This is a genomic window from Gemmatirosa kalamazoonensis (assembly GCF_000522985.1).
GTDB classification, from domain to species: Bacteria; Gemmatimonadota; Gemmatimonadetes; order Gemmatimonadales; family Gemmatimonadaceae; genus Gemmatirosa; species Gemmatirosa kalamazoonensis.
In genome coordinates, this window is record NZ_CP007129.1 from 156,074 (window position 1) to 173,972 (window position 17,899).

Annotated in this window: 16 protein-coding genes and 1 pseudogene; 7 read left to right on the forward strand and 10 right to left on the reverse strand. The window is 72.6% G+C overall.

Translation table 11 applies throughout. From position 1 onward, the window contains the following. Positions 1–112: 112 nt before the first annotated feature. From J421_RS23770 to J421_RS23780, 3 genes are all read right to left on the reverse strand, one after another. Entirely contained in the window at positions 113–391 is a 279-nt protein-coding gene (locus tag J421_RS23770; protein WP_025413614.1) for a DUF6510 family protein, read from the reverse strand. A 171-nt stretch (positions 392–562) separates the two neighbouring features. Continuing rightward, on the reverse strand, positions 563–1,333 hold the full coding sequence (locus J421_RS23775; RefSeq protein WP_236646355.1) for a ferredoxin reductase: 771 nt from the start codon (positions 1,331–1,333) through the stop codon (positions 563–565). Further along, positions 1,323–1,949, reverse strand: coding sequence for a molybdopterin-dependent oxidoreductase (locus tag J421_RS23780; RefSeq protein ID WP_025413616.1), 627 nt, complete (start codon positions 1,947–1,949; stop codon positions 1,323–1,325). The genes J421_RS23775 and J421_RS23780 overlap by 11 nt, the downstream gene beginning before the upstream one ends. Positions 1,950–2,036: 87 nt before the next feature. Here J421_RS23780 and J421_RS34535 point away from each other — a divergent pair, with 87 nt between their 5' ends. From J421_RS34535 to J421_RS23795, 3 genes are all read left to right on the forward strand, one after another. Further along, positions 2,037–3,713 (forward strand): FAD-dependent oxidoreductase, encoded by a 1,677-nt coding sequence (locus tag J421_RS34535; protein ID WP_025413617.1) that lies wholly within the window; start codon positions 2,037–2,039, stop codon positions 3,711–3,713. Positions 3,714–3,850: 137 nt separating this feature from the next. Further along, positions 3,851–4,120 (forward strand): UBP-type zinc finger domain-containing protein, encoded by a 270-nt coding sequence (locus J421_RS23790; protein WP_025413618.1) that lies wholly within the window; start codon positions 3,851–3,853, stop codon positions 4,118–4,120. Positions 4,121–4,138: 18 nt separating this feature from the next. Then, positions 4,139–5,401, forward strand: a complete 1,263-nt coding sequence (locus J421_RS23795; RefSeq protein WP_148306511.1) for a hypothetical protein — start codon at positions 4,139–4,141, stop codon at positions 5,399–5,401. 4 nt (positions 5,402–5,405) lie between these two features. Here J421_RS23795 and J421_RS23800 read toward each other — a convergent pair whose 3' ends face one another. Together J421_RS23800 and J421_RS23805 are read right to left on the reverse strand one after the other, a co-directional pair. After that, positions 5,406–8,084 (reverse strand): ABC transporter permease, encoded by a 2,679-nt coding sequence (locus J421_RS23800; protein WP_104023225.1) that lies wholly within the window; start codon positions 8,082–8,084, stop codon positions 5,406–5,408. Continuing rightward, a complete protein-coding gene (locus J421_RS23805; protein WP_025413621.1) occupies positions 8,081–8,413 on the reverse strand; it encodes a PadR family transcriptional regulator in 333 nt (110 codons plus the stop codon). The genes J421_RS23800 and J421_RS23805 overlap by 4 nt, the downstream gene beginning before the upstream one ends. A gap of 172 nt (positions 8,414–8,585) precedes the next feature. On the opposite strand from J421_RS23805, the pseudogene J421_RS23810 reads away from it, so the two are divergent. Together J421_RS23810 and J421_RS23815 are read left to right on the forward strand one after the other, a co-directional pair. Next, positions 8,586–10,381: pseudogene (locus J421_RS23810) on the forward strand (ABC transporter ATP-binding protein). A 119-nt stretch (positions 10,382–10,500) separates the two neighbouring features. Next, entirely contained in the window at positions 10,501–11,199 is a 699-nt protein-coding gene (locus J421_RS23815; RefSeq protein ID WP_025413622.1) for a histidine phosphatase family protein, read from the forward strand. An 82-nt stretch (positions 11,200–11,281) separates the two neighbouring features. Here the strand turns inward: J421_RS23815 and J421_RS23820 are convergent, their stop codons facing one another. From J421_RS23820 to J421_RS23835, 4 genes are all read right to left on the reverse strand, one after another. After that, complete coding sequence (locus tag J421_RS23820) at positions 11,282–12,241, reverse strand: MBL fold metallo-hydrolase (RefSeq protein WP_025413623.1); 960 nt, start codon at positions 12,239–12,241, stop codon at positions 11,282–11,284. Positions 12,242–12,301: 60 nt separating this feature from the next. Continuing rightward, positions 12,302–12,709, reverse strand: a complete 408-nt coding sequence (locus J421_RS23825; protein ID WP_025413624.1) for a hypothetical protein — start codon at positions 12,707–12,709, stop codon at positions 12,302–12,304. Between the two features lie 60 nt (positions 12,710–12,769). Continuing rightward, a complete protein-coding gene (locus tag J421_RS23830) occupies positions 12,770–13,144 on the reverse strand; it encodes a hypothetical protein (RefSeq protein ID WP_025413625.1) in 375 nt (124 codons plus the stop codon). A 107-nt stretch (positions 13,145–13,251) separates the two neighbouring features. Further along, positions 13,252–14,043 (reverse strand): hypothetical protein, encoded by a 792-nt coding sequence (locus tag J421_RS23835; RefSeq protein ID WP_025413626.1) that lies wholly within the window; start codon positions 14,041–14,043, stop codon positions 13,252–13,254. Between the two features lie 58 nt (positions 14,044–14,101). On the opposite strand from J421_RS23835, the gene J421_RS23840 reads away from it, so the two are divergent. Together J421_RS23840 and J421_RS23845 are read left to right on the forward strand one after the other, a co-directional pair. Next, positions 14,102–15,853, forward strand: a complete 1,752-nt coding sequence (locus tag J421_RS23840) for an AMP-binding protein (protein WP_025413627.1) — start codon at positions 14,102–14,104, stop codon at positions 15,851–15,853. 50 nt (positions 15,854–15,903) lie between these two features. Then, on the forward strand, positions 15,904–16,875 hold the full coding sequence (locus J421_RS23845) for a threonine ammonia-lyase (protein ID WP_025413628.1): 972 nt from the start codon (positions 15,904–15,906) through the stop codon (positions 16,873–16,875). Here J421_RS23845 and J421_RS23850 read toward each other — a convergent pair. Then, positions 16,858–17,880 (reverse strand): hypothetical protein, encoded by a 1,023-nt coding sequence (locus J421_RS23850; protein WP_025413629.1) that lies wholly within the window; start codon positions 17,878–17,880, stop codon positions 16,858–16,860. The two genes, J421_RS23845 and J421_RS23850, sit on opposite strands and share 18 nt — an antisense overlap. Positions 17,881–17,899 lie beyond the last annotated feature (19 nt).

Here is a 17,899-nt window from a genome sequence, read left to right on the forward strand (position 1 = left end):
GGAATCGGGAGGATTCACGGAATCCCGTTCACCGACGCGAGCGGCATTCCTCGAATTCTCCGGATTGCTCGAATTGAAACACGAAGAGCGTGGAGTCCGGAAGCGGCGCGCCTCAGGACGGCGGCGCGTCGGGGACGGCGAGCAGCGCGATCCCCGACACGTCGGCGCGCAGCCACCCCGGCGTGCGCGCGAGCCGCAGCATCACCGCGTCGCAGCCCGGGCAGCGCATGACGGTGCCCATCGCGTGCCCGTAGACGAGCAGGGCCCCGACCGACCAGGCCGTGCCGCACCCCGCGCACGTCGCGGCCGCCGCCGTCACGTCGCGCGCGAACAGCTCGCGCAGCATGCCGCCCGCCGCGTTGCCGTCGAGTCGCATCTCTTCCGATCGCATGCGTGCCTCCCGAGGCCAGACAGGACGACGACAGGATCGTCAGGACCTGTCGCTCCATGGTTTCGACAGGATGAACACAACGGACAGGATGAAAACCAACGACGAAGGCGCTGCAATTCGCTGTTGGTTTCATCCTGTCCGTCCCGTTCATCCTGTCCAAAGAACGCACCGTTAGGCAGCGTCTCCCGTCGGCCCGAAGCGCTCGGTGCGTACGCGCATCGGGTCGTGGCCCAACGCGACGAGCTCCGTCGCCACGGCCTCGACGAATGGCGTGGGGCCGCAGACGAACACGCGCGGCGCGACCGCCGCCGGCCAGCTCGTCGCCTCGAGCATCGCACGGTCGACGCGGCGCCGGTAGCCCGGCCACGCGTCCGCCGACTCGCGCGTGAGCGTCAGCACCACCTCCACGTCGGCGTCGGCGGCGAGGCGCTCGAGCTCCGCGCGATACAGCACGTCGTCGCGCCGGCGCGCGGAGTACAGCAGCCGCACCGGCACGCGTGCGCGCGTCGCCGCGTCGGCATGCGCGCGGTGGCGGAGCATCGCCATGAGCGGCACCACGCCCGAGCCGCCGGCGACGAGCTGCAGCGGGCCCGCCATCGCGGTGCTCCACACGAAGTATCCGCCGATCGGGCCACGCACCTCGAGGCCGTCGCCGGGGCGCAGCACGTCGGCGAGATAGGGGGACACCTCGCCGTCGTCGAGCCGCTCCACGGTGAGCGCGACGGTCGGGTCCTCCGGCGGCGACGCGATCGAGTACGAGCGCTGCGCCTCGTAGCCGTCCTCCGCGACGAGCCGGACGTCGACGTGCTGCCCGGCGCGGTGCCCCGCCCACTCGGGGACGTCGAGCAGTAGCGTGCGCGCCCGCGGCGACTCGGCCCGCACATCGACCACCGTCGCCACGCGCCAGACGAGCGGCGCGTTAGGCACGCCGTCAGGGATCACCCTGGTAGCGCTGCTCGCGCCACGGGTCGCCGCGGTCGTGGTAGCCGAGCTCCTCCCAGAAGCCGGGGACGTTCTTCTCATGGAGCGTGAGGCCGCGCACCCACTTCGCGCTCTTCCAGAAGTACAGGTGCGGCACGAGCAGCCGCACCGGGCCGCCGTGCTCCGGCGCGAGCGGCGCGCCGGCGTAGCCGAACGCGACCCACGCCCGCCCGCCGGTGACGTCGGCCAGCGGGAGGTTCGTCGTGTAGCCGCCGTCGCAGAACGCGACGACGTACGGCGCGCGCGCCACGCCGCGCGCCGCCGCCGCGTCGAGCAGCGCGTCGACGGAGACGCCGTCCCACGTCGTGTCGAACTTCGACCACTTCGTGACGCAGTGGATGTCGACCGTCGGCGTCTCGCGCGGCAGCGCCTGCAGCTCGTCCCACGACCAGCGGGCGGCGCGGCCCGCGGCGTCGCGGATCGTGAAGTCCCACGTCGCGAGGTTCACGCGCGGCGTCGGGCCGGCGGAGAGCACCGGGAAGTCGCGCGTCTCGTACTGGCCGGGCGGCAATCGGCCGGGCGGCGTCTGCGGACGGCGTCCGACGAAGCCGCGGGCGATGAAGGGGCGGTCGCTCATGGGGGGGGGAGGAGGTACCGGGTGGCGCGATCGGGCGCGGGACGTGACGCGTCGTGTAGAATGATGTGGTACCGGCCCCACGAGCGCATGACGAATCCCGTCGAGTCCGCCGACCAGCGCGCGAGCGTGGCGGCGATGTTCCCCACGCTGACCGACGCCCAGCGCCAGCGCCTCGCCGCGCACGGGCGCGAGCGGCGCGTCGCCGACGGCGAGGTGCTCGTCGAGGTCGGCCAGCGCGACATCCCGTTCTTCGTCGTCACCGCGGGGAGCATCGAAGCGGCGCGGCCGTCGACGTCGGTCGATCGCGTCATCGTCACGCTGGAGCCGGGGATGTTCACCGGCGAGGCGACGATGCTCACCGGCCGACCGGCGATCACGCGGCTGCGTGCGGCGGGTCCGGGTACGGTGCTCGAGATCCCCCGCGAGCGGCTGCTCGACGCCGTCGTACGGAACGATCCGGAGCTGAGCGACATCCTGCTCCGCGCGTTCGTGCGCCGTCGACAGGATCTCATCGCGAGCGGCGGCGGCGATGCGCTGCTGCTCGGCTCCACGCACTCGGCGGCGACGCTGCGCGTGCGCGAGTTCCTCACGCGCAACGGGCACCCGTTCACGTTCGTGGACCTCGACCGCGACGAGGGCGCGCAGGATCTGCTCGACCGCTTCGACGTCGGCGTGGCGGACGTGCCCGTGCTCGTGGCGTGCACCGGCGACGTGCTTCGCAACCCGTCGAACGAGGCGGTCGCGCGCACGCTCGGGCTGAACGCCGCGATCGACGCGGCGCAGGCGCGCGACGTCGTCGTCGTGGGCGCCGGGCCGTCGGGGCTCGCGGCCGCGGTGTACGCGGCGTCGGAGGGGCTCGACGTGCTCGTGATCGAGAGCGACGTCCCCGGCGGCCAGGCGGGCAGCTCGTCGCGCATCGAGAACTACCTCGGCTTCCCGGTCGGCATCTCGGGCGCGGACCTCACGGCGCGTGCGTTCGTGCAGGCGGAGAAGTTCGGCGCGCAGGTGCTCGTCGCCGACGGCGCGCGGCGGCTCGCGTGCGACTGGCCGCGCTACGAGCTCGAGGTGTCCGACGGCAGCATCGTGCCGACGCGCACGGTGATCATCGCCACGGGAGCGGAGTACCGCCGGCTCCCGCTCGTCGACGTCGCGCGCTTCGAGGGCGCGGGCGTGTACTACGCGGCGACGCACATGGAGGCGCAGCTCTGTCGCGGCGAGGAGGTGATCGTCGTCGGCGGCGGCAACTCCGCGGGACAGGCCGCGGTGTTCCTCACGGAGCACTGCGCGCGCGTGCATCTGCTCGTGCGCGCCGACGGGCTCTCGGAGTCGATGTCGAAGTACCTCATCAACCGCATCGAGCAGCACCCGAAGATCACGCTGCGCACGCGCACCGAGGTGACCGCGCTGCTCGGCGGCGCCCACCTCGAGCGCGTGGAATGGACGGACCGGCGCGCGGGAACGGCGGAGACGCGCGACCTGCGGCACGTCTTCACGATGACCGGCGCGGACCCGTGCACGGCGTGGCTGCGCGGCTGCGTCACGCTCGACGACCGCGGCTTCATCAAGACGGGCCCCGACCTGACGCGCGACGAGCTCGCGGCGGCGCGCTGGCCGCTCGAGCGCGTTCCGTACCTGCTGGAGACGAGCCTTCCCGGCGTGTTCGCGGTCGGCGACGCGCGCGCCGGCAACGTGAAGCGCGTCGCCTCCGCCGTCGGCGAGGGGTCGATCGCCGTGTCGTTCGTGCACCGGGTGCTGCATGCATGAGCGGCGCGCGGAGAACGCGGAGAACATCTTTGAACCGCAGAGGACGCAGAGGGGCGCAGAGGACACCAACGGCAATTGGTTCTCCTCTGCGGCCCTCTGCGGCCCTCTGCGGTTCAATGACACAGCGAGAGTACACCATGCCTAACGAGACCTGCGGCCACATCGAGGCGATCACCGACGTGCGACACGCGGCGACGCGCGAGTGCGCGGAGTGCGTGAAGACCGGCGCCCGCTGGATGCACCTGCGCACGTGCCAGTCGTGCGGCGTGACGCTCTGCTGCGACAGCTCGCCGAACCGGCACGCCTCGAAGCACGCACGCGCCGCGGACCACCCCGTGATCGCCTCGGCGGAGCCGGGGGAGCGGTGGCTGTACTGCTATCCGGACGACGCGTACGCGGAGTACTGAACAGCGCGGAGGTGCGCGATGCGGACGTCAGCGTCCTGCACGGCCATCCTGGCGTGCGTGGTCATGGGCCATCCGGCGCCGGCCGTCGCACAGGTCGATCAACAGCGCGCGCAGCAGTTCTTCGCCGAAGCCCGGGCGCTCTGTGAGCGCGACGGCGGGCGCCTCTGGGGCGAGTCGATCTGCATGCCGATGGTGATCGGCGACGCGCGGATGCAGACGTTCGCCACGAGCCAGCCGCCGCCGGACGCGCCGCGCCCGAAGCTCATCGGCATCGTGAACGGACCGATCCGGTGGGGCGACACCATGTGGGCGGCGATGTCGTGGGCGACGCTGGCCGACGAACCGCCTCACGTGCGCGACGCGATGCTCCTCCACGAGTCGTTCCACATCGTCCAGATGCGGCGCGGGCTGGTCGTCGAGACGACGCTGGCCGAGCATCTGGACTCCCCGGATGGGCGGTACTGGCTGCGGCTCGAATGGCACGCGCTCGCGCGAGCGCTGCGGGATTCGGGCGACGCGCGCACGCGGGCCGTTCGCGACGCGCTGGCCTTTCGCCAGGCTCGGCACGCGCGCTTTCCGGACATGGTGGAGACCGAGCGCGCCCTCGACATCACCGAAGGGCTCGCGTCGTACACGGGCGTCGTGCTCGCCGCGCAATCCGAGGCCGACGCGATCGCGGCCGCGATCGACGAGCTGGCCGGGCAGGAGAGCGGCGAGAGCTACGTGCGCACCGCCGCGTACGCGTCGGGCCCCGCGTACGGCCTGCTGCTCGACGCCGCGTCTCCCGGCTGGACACGAACGGTGCGCGCGAGCGACGATCCCGCCGCGATGCTGATGCGCGCGCTCGCGATACGGCCCGCCACCGACCTCGATGCGGCCGTCGCGCGATACGGCGGCGCCGAGATCCGCGCCGCCGAAGACCGACGCGCGCAGCAGCGGCAGGCTCGCGTCGCCGAGCTGCGTCGCCGGTTCGTCGACGGCCCGGTGCTCCTCATGCCGGGCGGAGGCAGCGGCTTCTCGGATTCCCACGGGGCCCTGGTCATCCCGGACGTCGGGACGATCTGGTTCGGCGAGTACCACCAGAAGGGACCGTGGGGCGCGCTCGACGCCGACAACGGCGTGCTCCTCTCGACCGACGGCAGCACGCGGCGTCTGCCGGCGCCGGTGCGGCGCGACGAGACGACGCTCACCGGAGACGGGTGGACGCTGCAGATCGCACCCGGTTGGATGATCCGCGAAGGCGCGAGGCCGGGTGACTTGGAGCTCGTCAGACGACCGTGACGGTTCACCCGCGCAGCGCGTTCACGGGATCGATGCGCGTCGCGCGCCGCGCCGGGCCGTACGACGCGGCGACGGCGACGCCTAACAACAGCAGCGCGATCGTCGCGTACGTCGGCGGGTCGGTGGGGCGGACCTCGTAGAGCAGGCGGCCGAGCGCTCGCGACAGAACGAGAGCGCCGAGCAGTCCCGCGCCGAGTCCCGCGGCGGCGATCGCGACGCCCTGCCGGACGACGAGCCGCCTGACGTCGGACGGGCGGCCACCGAGCGCGATGCGGATCCCGACCTCCGCCGTGCGCTGCGCGACGAGGTACGCCATCACGCCGTACAACCCCACCGCCGCGAGCGTCAGCGCCGCGGCGCCGAAGATGCCGAGCAGCAGCGCGTTGAACCGCTCGCGCACGACGGCGCTCGCGGTCACCTCGCGCATCGGCGCGACGCGCGCGAGCGGCAGGTCCGCGTCCAACGCGCGCACGCGTGCGGTCGCCGCGGCCACGAGCGCCGACGGCTCCCCGCGCGCGCGGAGCACGATGGAGAACGTCGGCTGCGGGTGCTGCAGGAACGGCTCGTAGATCTGCGGCTCGCCCTCGTCCTGCGGGCCGCCGTTGCGGACGTGGCCGACCACGCCGACCACCGTCGCGAACTCGCCCGGCTCGCCCGTGACGTCGATGCGCTTGCCGACCGCGGGCTCGTTCGGCCAGTAGCGCCGCGCGAGCGTCTCGTCGACGATCACGACGTCCGGCGCGCCGCGGCGGTCGTCGTGCGTGAAGTCGCGGCCCGCGAGCAGCGCGATTCCCATCGTGCGGAAGTAGCCCGGCAGCGTCCGCGCGTACTCGGCGTGCGGCAGCGGGACGCCCGCGGGATACGTCTGCCCGGCGACCTCGAACGAGCCGCTCCACCCGTCGCCGCTCATCGGCAGGGGGTACACGCCCGCCGCGTCGCGCACGCCCGGGAGCGCCGCGAGCAGCGCGGCGAGCTGCTCGTGGAACGCGACGAGCTTCGCGGTGCTGTCGTACTTCCGCGCCGGCAGCGAGAGCTGGAACGTGAGCACGCCCGCGTCGGCGAACCCGGTCGACACGCGGCGGAGCGCCGCGAAGCTCTGGCCGAGCAGCGCCGCGGCGACGAGCACCATCGCGGCCATCGCGACCTCGAACCCGACGAGCGCCGCGCGCAGCCGCCCCTGCCGGCGCCCGCCGGTCGTGCCGCGGGATCCCTCGCCCAACGCGGCGCGGACGTCCGCGCGCGAACCGTGCAGCGCCGGCAGGAGGCCGAACAGCAGCCCCGTGGCCGCCGACGCGCCCAACGAGAACAGCAGCGTCGCGGTGTCCGCGCGCGTCGTTGCGAGGCGCGGCAGGCCGTCCGGGTCGAGCCGCACGAGCAGGCGTACGCCGCCCCACGCGACCGCGGTGCCGAGCGCGCCGCCGGCGAGCGCGAGCAGCGCGCTCTCGGTGAGGAGCTGCCGCACGAGCCGCCCGCGGCGCGCGCCCAACGCCACGCGCACGGCGAGCTCGCGCGCGCGCCCGGTGCCGCGGGCGAGCAGCAGGTTCGCGACGTTCACGCACGCGATCAGCAGCACCAGGCCGACGATGCCGGCGATGAGCGCGAGCGCCGGCCGCGCGGCGCCGAGCATCGCATCGCGCAGCGGAACGGCGAGCAGGCGCCAACCCGCGGCCTGCTGGTACCGGTCGGGATACGCCGCGCGCCACCGCGCGGCCACCGCGTCGAGGTCGCGCCGCGCGCCGTCGAGCGTGACGTTAGGCGCGAGCCGCGCGAGCACGGCGAGGCGCTGGTTGCCGCGGTCCTCGGTGCGCGCGCGGTCGTAGTCGAGCGGGATCCAGACGTCGCCGCGTTCGCGGATGAAGTTCACCGGCGCGTCGGGAAAGCGCACGTCGGCGGGCATCACGCCCACGACCGTGCGCGGGATCCCGGCCACGGTCACCACGCTGCCGACGACCTTCGCGTCGCCACCGTAGCGGCGCGTCCACAGCGCGTGGCTGAGGACGATCACGCGCGGGCTTCCGGCGAGCCCGTCGTCGGCGAGGAAGCCGCGGCCGATCGCCGGCGCCGTCCCGAGGAGCGTGAAGACGTTAGGCGACACGACGTACGCCGTGACGCGCTCCGGCTCCGCGCCGCCGTCGCCCGAGACGTTCGACCCCTGCGGCGCGATCGCCGCGACGGCGTCGAACGCGTGGCTCTGCTCGACGAGGTCGGCCACCTCGGCCGGCGCGACCGCGGCCTGCGACGGGCCGTCGCCGCCGTAGCCGTTCCAGATCGTCACCACGCGGTCGGCGTGCCGGTACGGGAGGGCGCGCAGCAGCACCGCGTTCACGACGCTGAACACCGCGGTGTCGGCGCCGATGCCGATGGCGAGCGTCACGAGCGCCGCGACGGTGAACAGCGGTTGCTTGGCGAAGGAGCGCAGCGCGAGCGTCAGGTCATGGCGCGTCTCGTGGAGCAGCTCGGCGACTCGCATGCGGGCCTCCATGTCGTGGCGGATCTCGCGGCACTCCGCGCGCACGCGCGCCACGTCGCCGAAGCGGCGGAGCGCCTCGGCCCGCGCGACGTCGGACGGCATTCCCGCCTCGACGTAGCGGCGCGTCTGCAGCTCGAGGTGCGCGGCGATCTCCTCGTCCACCTCGCGCTCGGGGGGGATGCGCCAGAACAGCGCGCGGGAGCGGCGGCTCATGCGGTGCCTAACACCTTCGCCACCGCGGCGGTGAAGTCGGCCCACGCGGCCACCTCGCGGCGGAGCTGCGCGCGGCCGGCGGGCGTGAGCGCGTACACCTTGATGCGCTTGCCGAGCTCCGACGTGCCCCACTCGGCGGCGATCCACCCGCGGCGCTCGAGGCGGTAGAGCGCCGGATACAGCGAGCCCTCCTCGACGTGGAGCGCGTCGTCGGTCGTGTCCTCGAGCCACCGCGCGACGCCGTAGCCGTGGCGCGGGCCCCAGGACAGCGTCTTGAGGACGAGCAGGTCGAGCGTGCCCTGGAGCAGGTTGCCGGTCGGCGGCGTCATGGGCCTCGTGCCTAGGATTTCTGGGTACGCTAGGATCGCATGCCTAGAACGTCAAGGCAGGTTCGTCACGTAGCTTGCCGACATGGAAGCGAGCGTCCGATTCATCGGCGCCCGCGGCTTCGGCCGTCGGTTGCCCGACAAGCCGCCGCCGTGGCGCGACCGCGTCGCCGCGATGCGCCACGTGCCGGCGTTCCTGCGGCTCGTGTGGGAGTCGCACCGCGGCTACGCCGCCGCGGTCGCGGCGCTGCGCGTCGTGCGCGCCGGCGTGCCGGTGCTGACGCTGTGGGTGGGGAAGCTCATCATCGACGCCGTCGTCGCGGCCGCGCGCGCGCACGTCGCGCCCCGCGACGCGCACCGGCTCTGGCACTACGTCGCGATCGAGATCGCGATCGTGCTCGGCGGCGACCTGCTCGCGCGCGCGTCGGGGTACGCCGAGGCGTCGCTCGGCATGCTGTTCGCCAACCGCATGGGCGTGCGCATCATGGAGCACGCCGCGGCGCTCGACCTCGCGCAGTTCGAGGATCCGGCGTTCTACGACCGCCTCGAGCGCGCCCGCGCGCAGGCCGGCGGCGCGGGGATGAACGTCTTCGGGCAGACGCTCGGCATGGGCCAGAGCCTGCTCGCGCTCGGATCGCTCATCGCCGCGCTCGCGGTGTTCGACTGGCGGCTGCTCCTCCTGCTCGTCGCCGCCATCGTGCCGAGCTTCGTGAGCGAGACGTGGTACGCGGGGAAGCTGTACACGCTGTTCGTGCGCCGCACCGCGGAGCGCCGCCAGCTCGACTACCTGCGCTACGTCGCGGCGAGCGACCGCACGGCGAAGGAGGTGCAGCTGTTCGGCCTCGCCCCGTGGCTCGTGCGCCGGTTCCGCGCGCTCGCCGAGCGGCTGCTGCGCGAGGACCGCGCGCTCGCGCTGAACCGCTCGGGCGTCGGCGCGGGGCTCGGCGCGTTAGGCACCGCGTGCTACTACGGCGCCTACGTGCTCATCCTGGCGCGCGCGGTGGGCGGCGCGATCTCGCTTGGCACGCTCACGTTCCTCACCGGCTCGTTCGCGCGCGCGCGCGCGATCTGCTGCAGGGGCTCCTCGCCGGCGTGAACGGCGTCTCCGAGCAGGCGCTGTACCTCGGCGACCTGTTCGCGTTCCTCGAGATGCGGCCGACGATCGTGTCGCCGCCGGGCGCGCCGCCGGTGCCGACGCCGATCCGCGAAGGGTTCGTGTTCGAGGGCGTGAGCTTCCGCTACCCGGGCACGGAGCGGTGGGCGGTGCGCGACTTCCACCTCGTGCTGCGTCCCGGCGAGCGGATCGCGCTCGTCGGCGAGAACGGCGCGGGGAAGACGACGATCACGAAGCTGCTCGCGCGGCTCTACGATCCGACCGAGGGACGCATCCTGCTCGACGGGCGCGACCTGCGCGAGTACGATCTCGCGTCGGTGCGCGGCGCCGTCGGCGTGATCTTCCAGGACTTCGTGCGCTACGACATGCGGTTCGACGAGAACATCGCGGTCGGCGAGATCGACGTGCTCGCGTCGGACGGCGACGGCGTGCCCGCATCGATCGCGGCGGCGGCGGAGCGCTCGCTCGCCGACACGCTGCTGCCGCGGCTCCCCGCGGGCTACGCGCAGATGCTGGGCCGGCGCTTCGCCGACGGCGTGGACCTCTCCGGCGGCGAGTGGCAGAAGGTGGCGCTCGCCCGCGCGTATCTGCGCGACGCGCAGGTGCTCGTGCTCGACGAGCCCACCGCGGCGCTCGACGCGCGAGCCGAGTACGAGGTGTTCCTGCGGTTCGCCGAGCTGACGGCGGGGCGCATGGCGCTGCTCATCTCGCACCGCTTCTCCACCGTGCGCATGGCGGACCGCATCGTGGTGCTGCGCCACGGATCGGTCGTGGAAGCGGGAGACCACGCGACGCTCGTGGCGCGCAGGGGGCTGTACGCGGAGCTGTTCGAGATGCAGGCGGAAGGATATAGGTGAACTGCTTTGATCCACAGATTACACAGAGAGGAACAGCGATGAGCCTCTAGCTGTCAGGTACCCTCTCATCGCTGTTTCTTGTCTGTGTAATCTGTGGACAACGCTCTTCAATGAGCCCCATGACCACACGACTCTATCTCGCGCGCCACGGCGCCACGCAGCTCACGGCCGAGGACCGCTTCTCGGGCGACATCGGCGTCGACCTGTCGGACGAGGGGCGCTGGCAGGCGACGCAGCTCGGCGACCGGCTGCACGAGCACCGCGTGGACGCGATCTACTGCAGCCCGTACTCGCGCACGCGCGACACCGCGCGGCTGATCGCCGAGCGACTCGGCGACGGACCGGGCGTCGACGCGATCGCGACACGCGACGGGCTGCGCGAGATCAGCCACGGCCGGTGGGAAGGGCTCACGCGGCGCGAGGTCGAGGCGCGCTACGCCGACGAGTACTCGGCGTGGGAGCAGGACCCGTTCACGTTCGCGCCCGAGGGCGGCGAGTCCGGCGTCGCGGTGCTCGCGCGCGCGCTGCCCGTGCTGCGCGAGATCGTCACCACGCATCCGGATCAGCGCGTGCTCGTCGTCTCGCACAAGGCGACGATCCGTCTGCTGCTGTGCAGCCTGCTGGGCGTCGACGCGCGCGGCTACCGCGACCGCCTGGACCAGGCGCCGGCGTGCCTGAACGTGCTCGACTTCCGCGATCCGGTGCGCGCGCGGCTCATGCTGTTCAACGACACGTCGCACTACGCGGGGCAGCCGCGCGAGGCGGAGTCCAATCTCTCCCGCTGGTGGGACCAAGGTGGCGGTGCGCGCCAAGCATGACTCCACGTACGAGTGGTCCTTCTTCAGTCCTCCTTCAGTCCTCCATAAACACGTACGTGGAGTCCAGCAAGGGCACACCTGCTCAGCCCGCGCCCATCCGGTCGCGCTGCGATAGCCACCGGGCGATCCCCGTCACGGCCATGTGCGACGGCGTGGCGAGCTCGTAGTCGTCGACCAGCGCCGCGTCGCCGCCCGCGTCGGACACCTCGCGCGCGCCGCGCGCCGCGAGCGCCGGCACCGTTGCCTCGGGTGAGCCGCCTAACGCGAAGCGCCCTTCGATCCAGCCGGCCGAGTCGTACAAGCGCGCGAGCAGCTCGTCGAGGTGCCAGTCGACGTCGTCGTGTGCGCCGAAGTGGGTGAGCAGCAGGCGGCGTGCGTCGAGGGCGCGGAGGCGCGCCACGCTCGCGCGCCACGCGTCGAGGTCGATGTCCGGCGGCGGCGTCGGCGCGCGCACGTAGCGCAGGGCGCCGAGCCGCACGCCGGCCACGTCGCCCGTCATGACGTCGCCGCGCTCCGGCTCGTGCAGCGCGACGTGGTGCACCGCGTGTCCCGGCGTGTGGAGGGCGACGAGGCGTCGGCGTCCGACCGCGACGGCCTCGCCGTCGTCGAGCGTGTGCAGGCGCTCGGCGGGCACCGGCTCGAACGCGCCCCACAGGCGATCCATGTCGTCGCCGTAGATGCGCGTCGCGCTCGCGATCAGCTTCGACGGGTCGATCATGTGCCGCGCGCCCTTGGGATGCACGTGGAACGTCGCGCGCGGCGCCTCGCGCAGCACCGCACCCGCGGCGCCCGCGTGATCGAGGTGGATGTGCGTCACGATCACGCGCGTGACCTGCGCGAGCGCGAAGCCCGCCGCGGCGAGCGCGGCGCGCAGCGCGGGGAGGGTGGATCCGGGCCCCGTCTCCACGAGCGCGACGTCGTCGCCGTCGGCCACGACGTACGCGCCGACGGTGCCGGGGTGGCCGAGGAAGTCGAGGTCGAGCAGCCACGTCGCGTCGCCGATCGGCAGCGCCGAAGCATTGGGGGTCGGGGCGGCGGTCATGGCGCGCAAGCTCGCTAGAAGTGCGCCCCGAAGAACAGGTCCCGGATCACCGGCGTCGTGTCATCCACGTTTCCCGAGACCAACGAGGCTCTCGCTGAAGAGCTTCTGGCCAGCCATGTCGTGCTGCCTGCTGACTTGGATGTCGTGCATTGGCCCGTTCGAGGATGCGCCGGACGTCGCGCTCGGCGTCGCGCGCACGAGGCTCTCCAGGAGCGACTTGCCGTCGAGGTCCACGCCGGTCGGCAGATAGAACACCACGACCTCGCCGCTCGCCATGGCCGGTGGCGCGTCCGGCGGCACGATCCGCAGGGAGTGCACGCGGCGCCCGACGTTGGAGAGCGCCGCACGTCCCGCGTCGGACATCGAGAGCTGGTGCAGCCGGTTCATGACGGTCGTGTTGTACAGGGGGCCGCGGAGGCCCCCGCCGCCGTCGACGAGGATGTTCGTGCCGAATTTCGTCGCGCTCATCGTGTCCTCCGATGTGGTTCGTGTGCGATGCCGTCCGCGGTGAGGCCGGCCACGGCAGCGCTAAAGGATCGGAGCAGCGCTACCGACCGGGGTGACGATACGGACGGGCATCTGTATGCGCCTGCCCGTGGCCTGCCCGGTGGCGGCGTCGCGCTGCAGCGCGTGCAACAGCGCGCCCAGAAGCATCGTCCCCGCATGGTCGGCGGGGGGCGCATCGTAGCGCAGGACGACGTCGCCACGCGCGGGGCTCGGTACGGCGTCCGGTGGGACGATCCACAGGCGGCCCGGCAGCCGCGCCAGCTCGGCGAGCGCGCCACGCCCCGCGGCGGACAGGGCGAGCGCGGCGAGCCGCAGCGCGACGGTCGCGTTGTACGCGCGGTCGAGGCGCGGGCCGCCGTCGATGAGGATGTTGGTGCCGAACCTGGCGACGCTCATCGTGTTCTCCGGAGTGGTCGGGTACCCTCCTTCTCGGAGAACCGTCCGGAGACCGGACATGTGCGACGTCGACGAGCGTCCGGCCGCGCGACGCGATCGATGCGCGTCTAGTAGGTGGTGCCGAAGAACAGATCGGCGAGCGTCGGCGTGGCGTACCGCGCGAACAGGTTCTCGGACACGTCGACGCGCGCCAGCGCGTTCGTCAGCGCGGGCATCTCCGCCATGGTGCCGAGGAGCGTGTGCCGGAACTCCGGCGTCCCCATGCTCGCCCTGTAGTTGGGGATGCTGTTGGCGTTGTGCCCGGCGCGGAGCGGACGCGTGCGCTCGACGTTGTACAGGTTCGCCACCGCGATCGCGATGAGCTCCTCGCGCGTGTCGTAGCCGAGCCCCATGGGTCGGGAGTGCCGAACGCCGAGCAGGTCGCGGTACGCGTGCACGAGCTCGTGCAGCAGCACCTCGCCGCGGTCGTCGCCCGGGGCGGGCGGCGGGTGTCCGGTCACCGTCTGCCAGATGCGGCGCGTGTCGTACGACCAGCCGCCAGCGTCCGACTCCCACCGTAGTGGCGAGTACCGGATGACGGCGTCGCTCCCCACGCCGGTGCCGCGCGGACCGACGACGGGACGGCCGGTGCCGTCGAGCGGCTGCAGCCCGCGCGGCGTGGCGTCGGGCAGGGACACGGCATCGGCGTCCGCGTTGAGCGCCTGCGCGGTCCACGGGACGATGCGGACGCGGCGGGGAGACGGCTGCCGGAACAGCGCCCAGATCGCGTTGATGACGATGCGTCCGGTCTCGAACATGAGCAGCTGGCGGAGCTGCTCGGAGACGTCCCGCTCGAAGGCCGCGACCTTCGGCGGGGGACCGCTGCCGACGACGTCGATGTTGTCCCCGAAACGGCTCATGGCTGCCTCCTGCGACGGGCTACATACTCCCGTACGCGAGTCTTTCCGGGGACCGATCATGAGCGACGCACACGAGTTCCTCGCCGCCCGCGACTTCCTGCTCGCGCACCGCGAGCGGTACGACGAGGCGTACGCCACGTTCCGCTGGCCGCGCCTCGCGCGCTTCAACTGGGCGCTCGACCACTTCGACGCGATGGCGCGCGGCAACGGCCGCACCGCGCTGTGGATCGTGCGCGACGACGGCGACGACGTCCGGCTGTCGTTCGCCGAGCTGTCGGCGCGCAGCGACCGCGTGGCGAACGCGCTGCGCGCGTTAGGCGCCCGCCGCGGCGACCGGCTGCTGCTCATGCTGCCGAACGTCGCGCCGACGTGGGAGACGCTGCTCGCGTGCATGAAGCTCGGCGTCGTCGTCGTGCCGGCGACGCCGCAGCTCGGACCGACGGACCTCGCGGACCGCTTCGCGCGCGGCGGCATCCGCCACGTCGTCACCGACGCCGACGGCGCGCCGAAGTTCGACGGCCTCGCCGGCGACTACACTCGGCTCGTCGTCGGCGCCGAGCGCGCGGGGTGGACGCGCTACGAGACGGCGTACGACGCGCCCGCCGCGCTCGATCCCGACGGCGAGACGCGCGCCGACGATCCGCTGCTGCTCTACTTCACGTCGGGGACGACGGCGAAGCCGAAGCTCGTGCTGCACACGCACGCGAGCTATCCCGTCGGCCACCTGTCGACGATGTACTGGATCGGCCTGCGCGCGGACGACGTGCACTGGAACATCAGCTCGCCCGGCTGGGCGAAGCACGCGTGGAGCTCCGTGTTCGCGCCGTGGAACGCTGGTGCGACGGTGTTCGTGTACGATTACGCGCGCTTCGACGCGCGCCGCGTGCTCGACACGATCGTGGGGCGCGGCGTCACCACGCTGTGCGCGCCGCCCACGGTGTGGCGCATGCTCGTCGGCGAGGACCTCGGCGCGTACGCGGTGCGGCTGCGCGAGGCCGTGAGCGCGGGCGAGCCGCTGAACCCGGAGGTGATCGAGCGCGTGCGGCACGCGTGGGGACTGACGATCCGCGACGGCTACGGGCAGACCGAGACGACGGCGCAGGTGGGCAACCCGCCGGGGCAGCCGGTGAAGCCCGGCTCGATGGGGCGCCCACTGCCCGGCTATCGCGTCGTGCTGGTCGACCCCGACGGCCGCGAGGCCGACGTCGGCGAGATCGCGCTGCCGTTAGGCGATCGGCCGATGGGCCTCATGGCCGGCTATCTCGACGCGTCGACGACCGCGCAGGCGATGGACGGCGGCTACTATCGCACGGGCGACGTGGCCGAGCGCGACGCGGACGGATACGTCACGTACGTCGGGCGGGCGGACGACGTGTTCAAGAGCTCCGACTATCGCATCAGCCCCTTCGAGCTGGAGAGCGCGCTCGTCGAGCACCCGCTCGTCGCGGAGGCGGCGGTGGTGCCGAGCCCCGACGCGATGCGGCTCGCCGTGCCGAAGGCGTTCGTGGCGCTGCGCGGCGATGCGCGTCCGTCGGTCGACGTGGCGCGCGAGATCTTCCGCTTCGTGCGCGAGCGGCTGCCCGCCTACAAGCGCGTGCGCCGGCTCGAGTTCGCGGAGCTGCCGAAGACGATCTCGGGGAAGATCCGGCGCGTCGAGCTGCGCGGCCTCGAGGAACGGCGGCACGGCGGCGGCACCCCGGCGGATCGCGCGCCGGGCGAGCACTGGGAGGAGGACTTCCCGGAGCTGCGAGATGGCGGGACTCGGGACTCGGGAGTCGGGACTCGGGACTCGGGACTCGGGACTCGGTAGCTTAACGGCGCCCGAGTCCCGAGTCCCGAGTCCCGAGTCCCGACTCCTTCATGACCACCCCCACCCTCGACGCGCCCACGCCACGCGAGATCCGCGACGCCGCCGATCGCGTGCAGGGGCTCGCGGTGCGCACGCCGCTCGTCCGCCTGCACGTGGATGCGCCGGTGGAGATCTGGCTCAAGCTCGAGAACCTGCAGCCGATCGGGTCGTTCAAGCTGCGCGGCGCGGCGAACGCGATGCTGACGACGCCGCGCTCGATGCTCGACCGCGGCGTGTACACGGCGAGCGCCGGCAACATGGCGCAGGGGGTCGCGTGGGTGGCGCGCGAGCTCGACGTGCCGTGCACGGTGATCGTCCCCGACCACGCGCCGGCGACGAAGCTCGCCGCCATCGAGCGACTCGGCGCGCGCGTCGTGAAGGTCCCGTTCGAGCGGTGGTGGCGCGTGCTGCAGGAGCACGAGTATCCGGGCATGGACGGCCTGTTCGTGCACCCGGTGTCGGACCGCCGCGTGATGGCGGGGAACGGCACGGTAGGCCTGGAGATCGTCGCCGATCTCCCCGAGGTCGACGCGGTGCTCGTGCCGTTCGGCGGCGGTGGGCTGTCGGTGGGGATCGCGGCCGCGCTGCGCACGGCACGCCCGTGGGCGCGCGTGTGGGCGTGCGAGGTGGAGACCGCGGCGCCGCTGCGCGCCTCGCTCGCCGCGGGCGAGGCGACGACGTGCGACTACGTGCCGAGCTTCGTGGACGGCATCGGCGGGCGCAGCGTGCTCGCGGAGATGTGGCCGCTCGTGCGCACGCTGCTCGCGGGGTCGATCACCGTGACGCTCGCGGAGGTGGCGGCGGCCGTGAAGCTGCTCGCGGAGCGCGCGCGGGTGGTGGCGGAGGGCGCGGGCGCCGCCGCGGTGGCGGCGGCGCTGCGCGGGGTGCCGGACGGGGCGCCGAAGCGGGTCGTGTGCGTCGTGTCGGGCGGGAACATCGACGCGGACAAGCTGGGGCGGATACTGTCAGGCGGGGTGCCGTGAGGCGTTAGGCCCCTCGGACGGGCCGCTCGCCGGCGCGTACGCATCGTACGCATCGATCGTGAACTTGCCCGACACTCCCGTGGGCCCGCAGTCATCCGGGTCGCCCGTTCTGGTCCGTATGCACTGCGGTACCGGAAGCAGGTTGCCCGCGAGCAGGTCGTCCCACGACCCGGTCCTCGGCTCGAACAAGTGGTAGAGCCACTTGAAGTCGAGGTCCTCGGTCGGCGACGTGTGCACCTTCAACGACTCCCACTCGAGCGGGTTGTTCGCGCACAGGTTCGCGATGCGCACGTTGATCTCGCCTCCCACCGGGCGAAGCGGCACGCTCTGACGCAGAGTGCCGTCGAAGTTCCGGATCATGAGCGTGATGATCGGTTGCTCGCCATCCGGCACATCGACTTCCAGCGTACGGACCCAGTTGCGGTAGCCCGACTGGTCGAACACGACGACTTCCTGCGGCTTGTTCTTGAGCGTGCCGGCGATCAGCCACTTCTCCTTGGATGTCGACGGCTCCAGCGTGCCTTCCTGCAGAACTGTGCGGCAGATCAGCTTCTCCTTGGCGGGACTCGACGTCACGGTCTGGTGCAGCAGGTCATCGATCAGCTTCAGGTCGGGGGCATAGTCGTCGGTGTACGGTGCGTTGATCACCGGTCGTCCGTCCGTGCGCGACGCCTTCGACACGGGAAAGCCGAAGTCCACGAACGCGTGGTCGAGCTCATACAACACCTCCCAGACGGGGCGTCCCTCACCGTCTCGCGAGATCGACCCCGCGGCGACGCGCGTGCCTCCGGCGAGCGCCAGGTTCGCGAGATCGACTCGGAGATAGCACGCGTGCGGCACGCCGTGGGACTTGTCCGGATGCTCGGACCACCGCTTCCACTCTGCCTCGTCGGCACGGTGCCGCGCGTCGGGGAACAGCACGGCCACCTGCAGGTAGTCTTCGTGTGGGACGTACACGGCGAGACCCGTGATCGTGACGCGCAGCGTGACGCAGACTTTAGGCATGCTCTAAGGATTGGTGGTG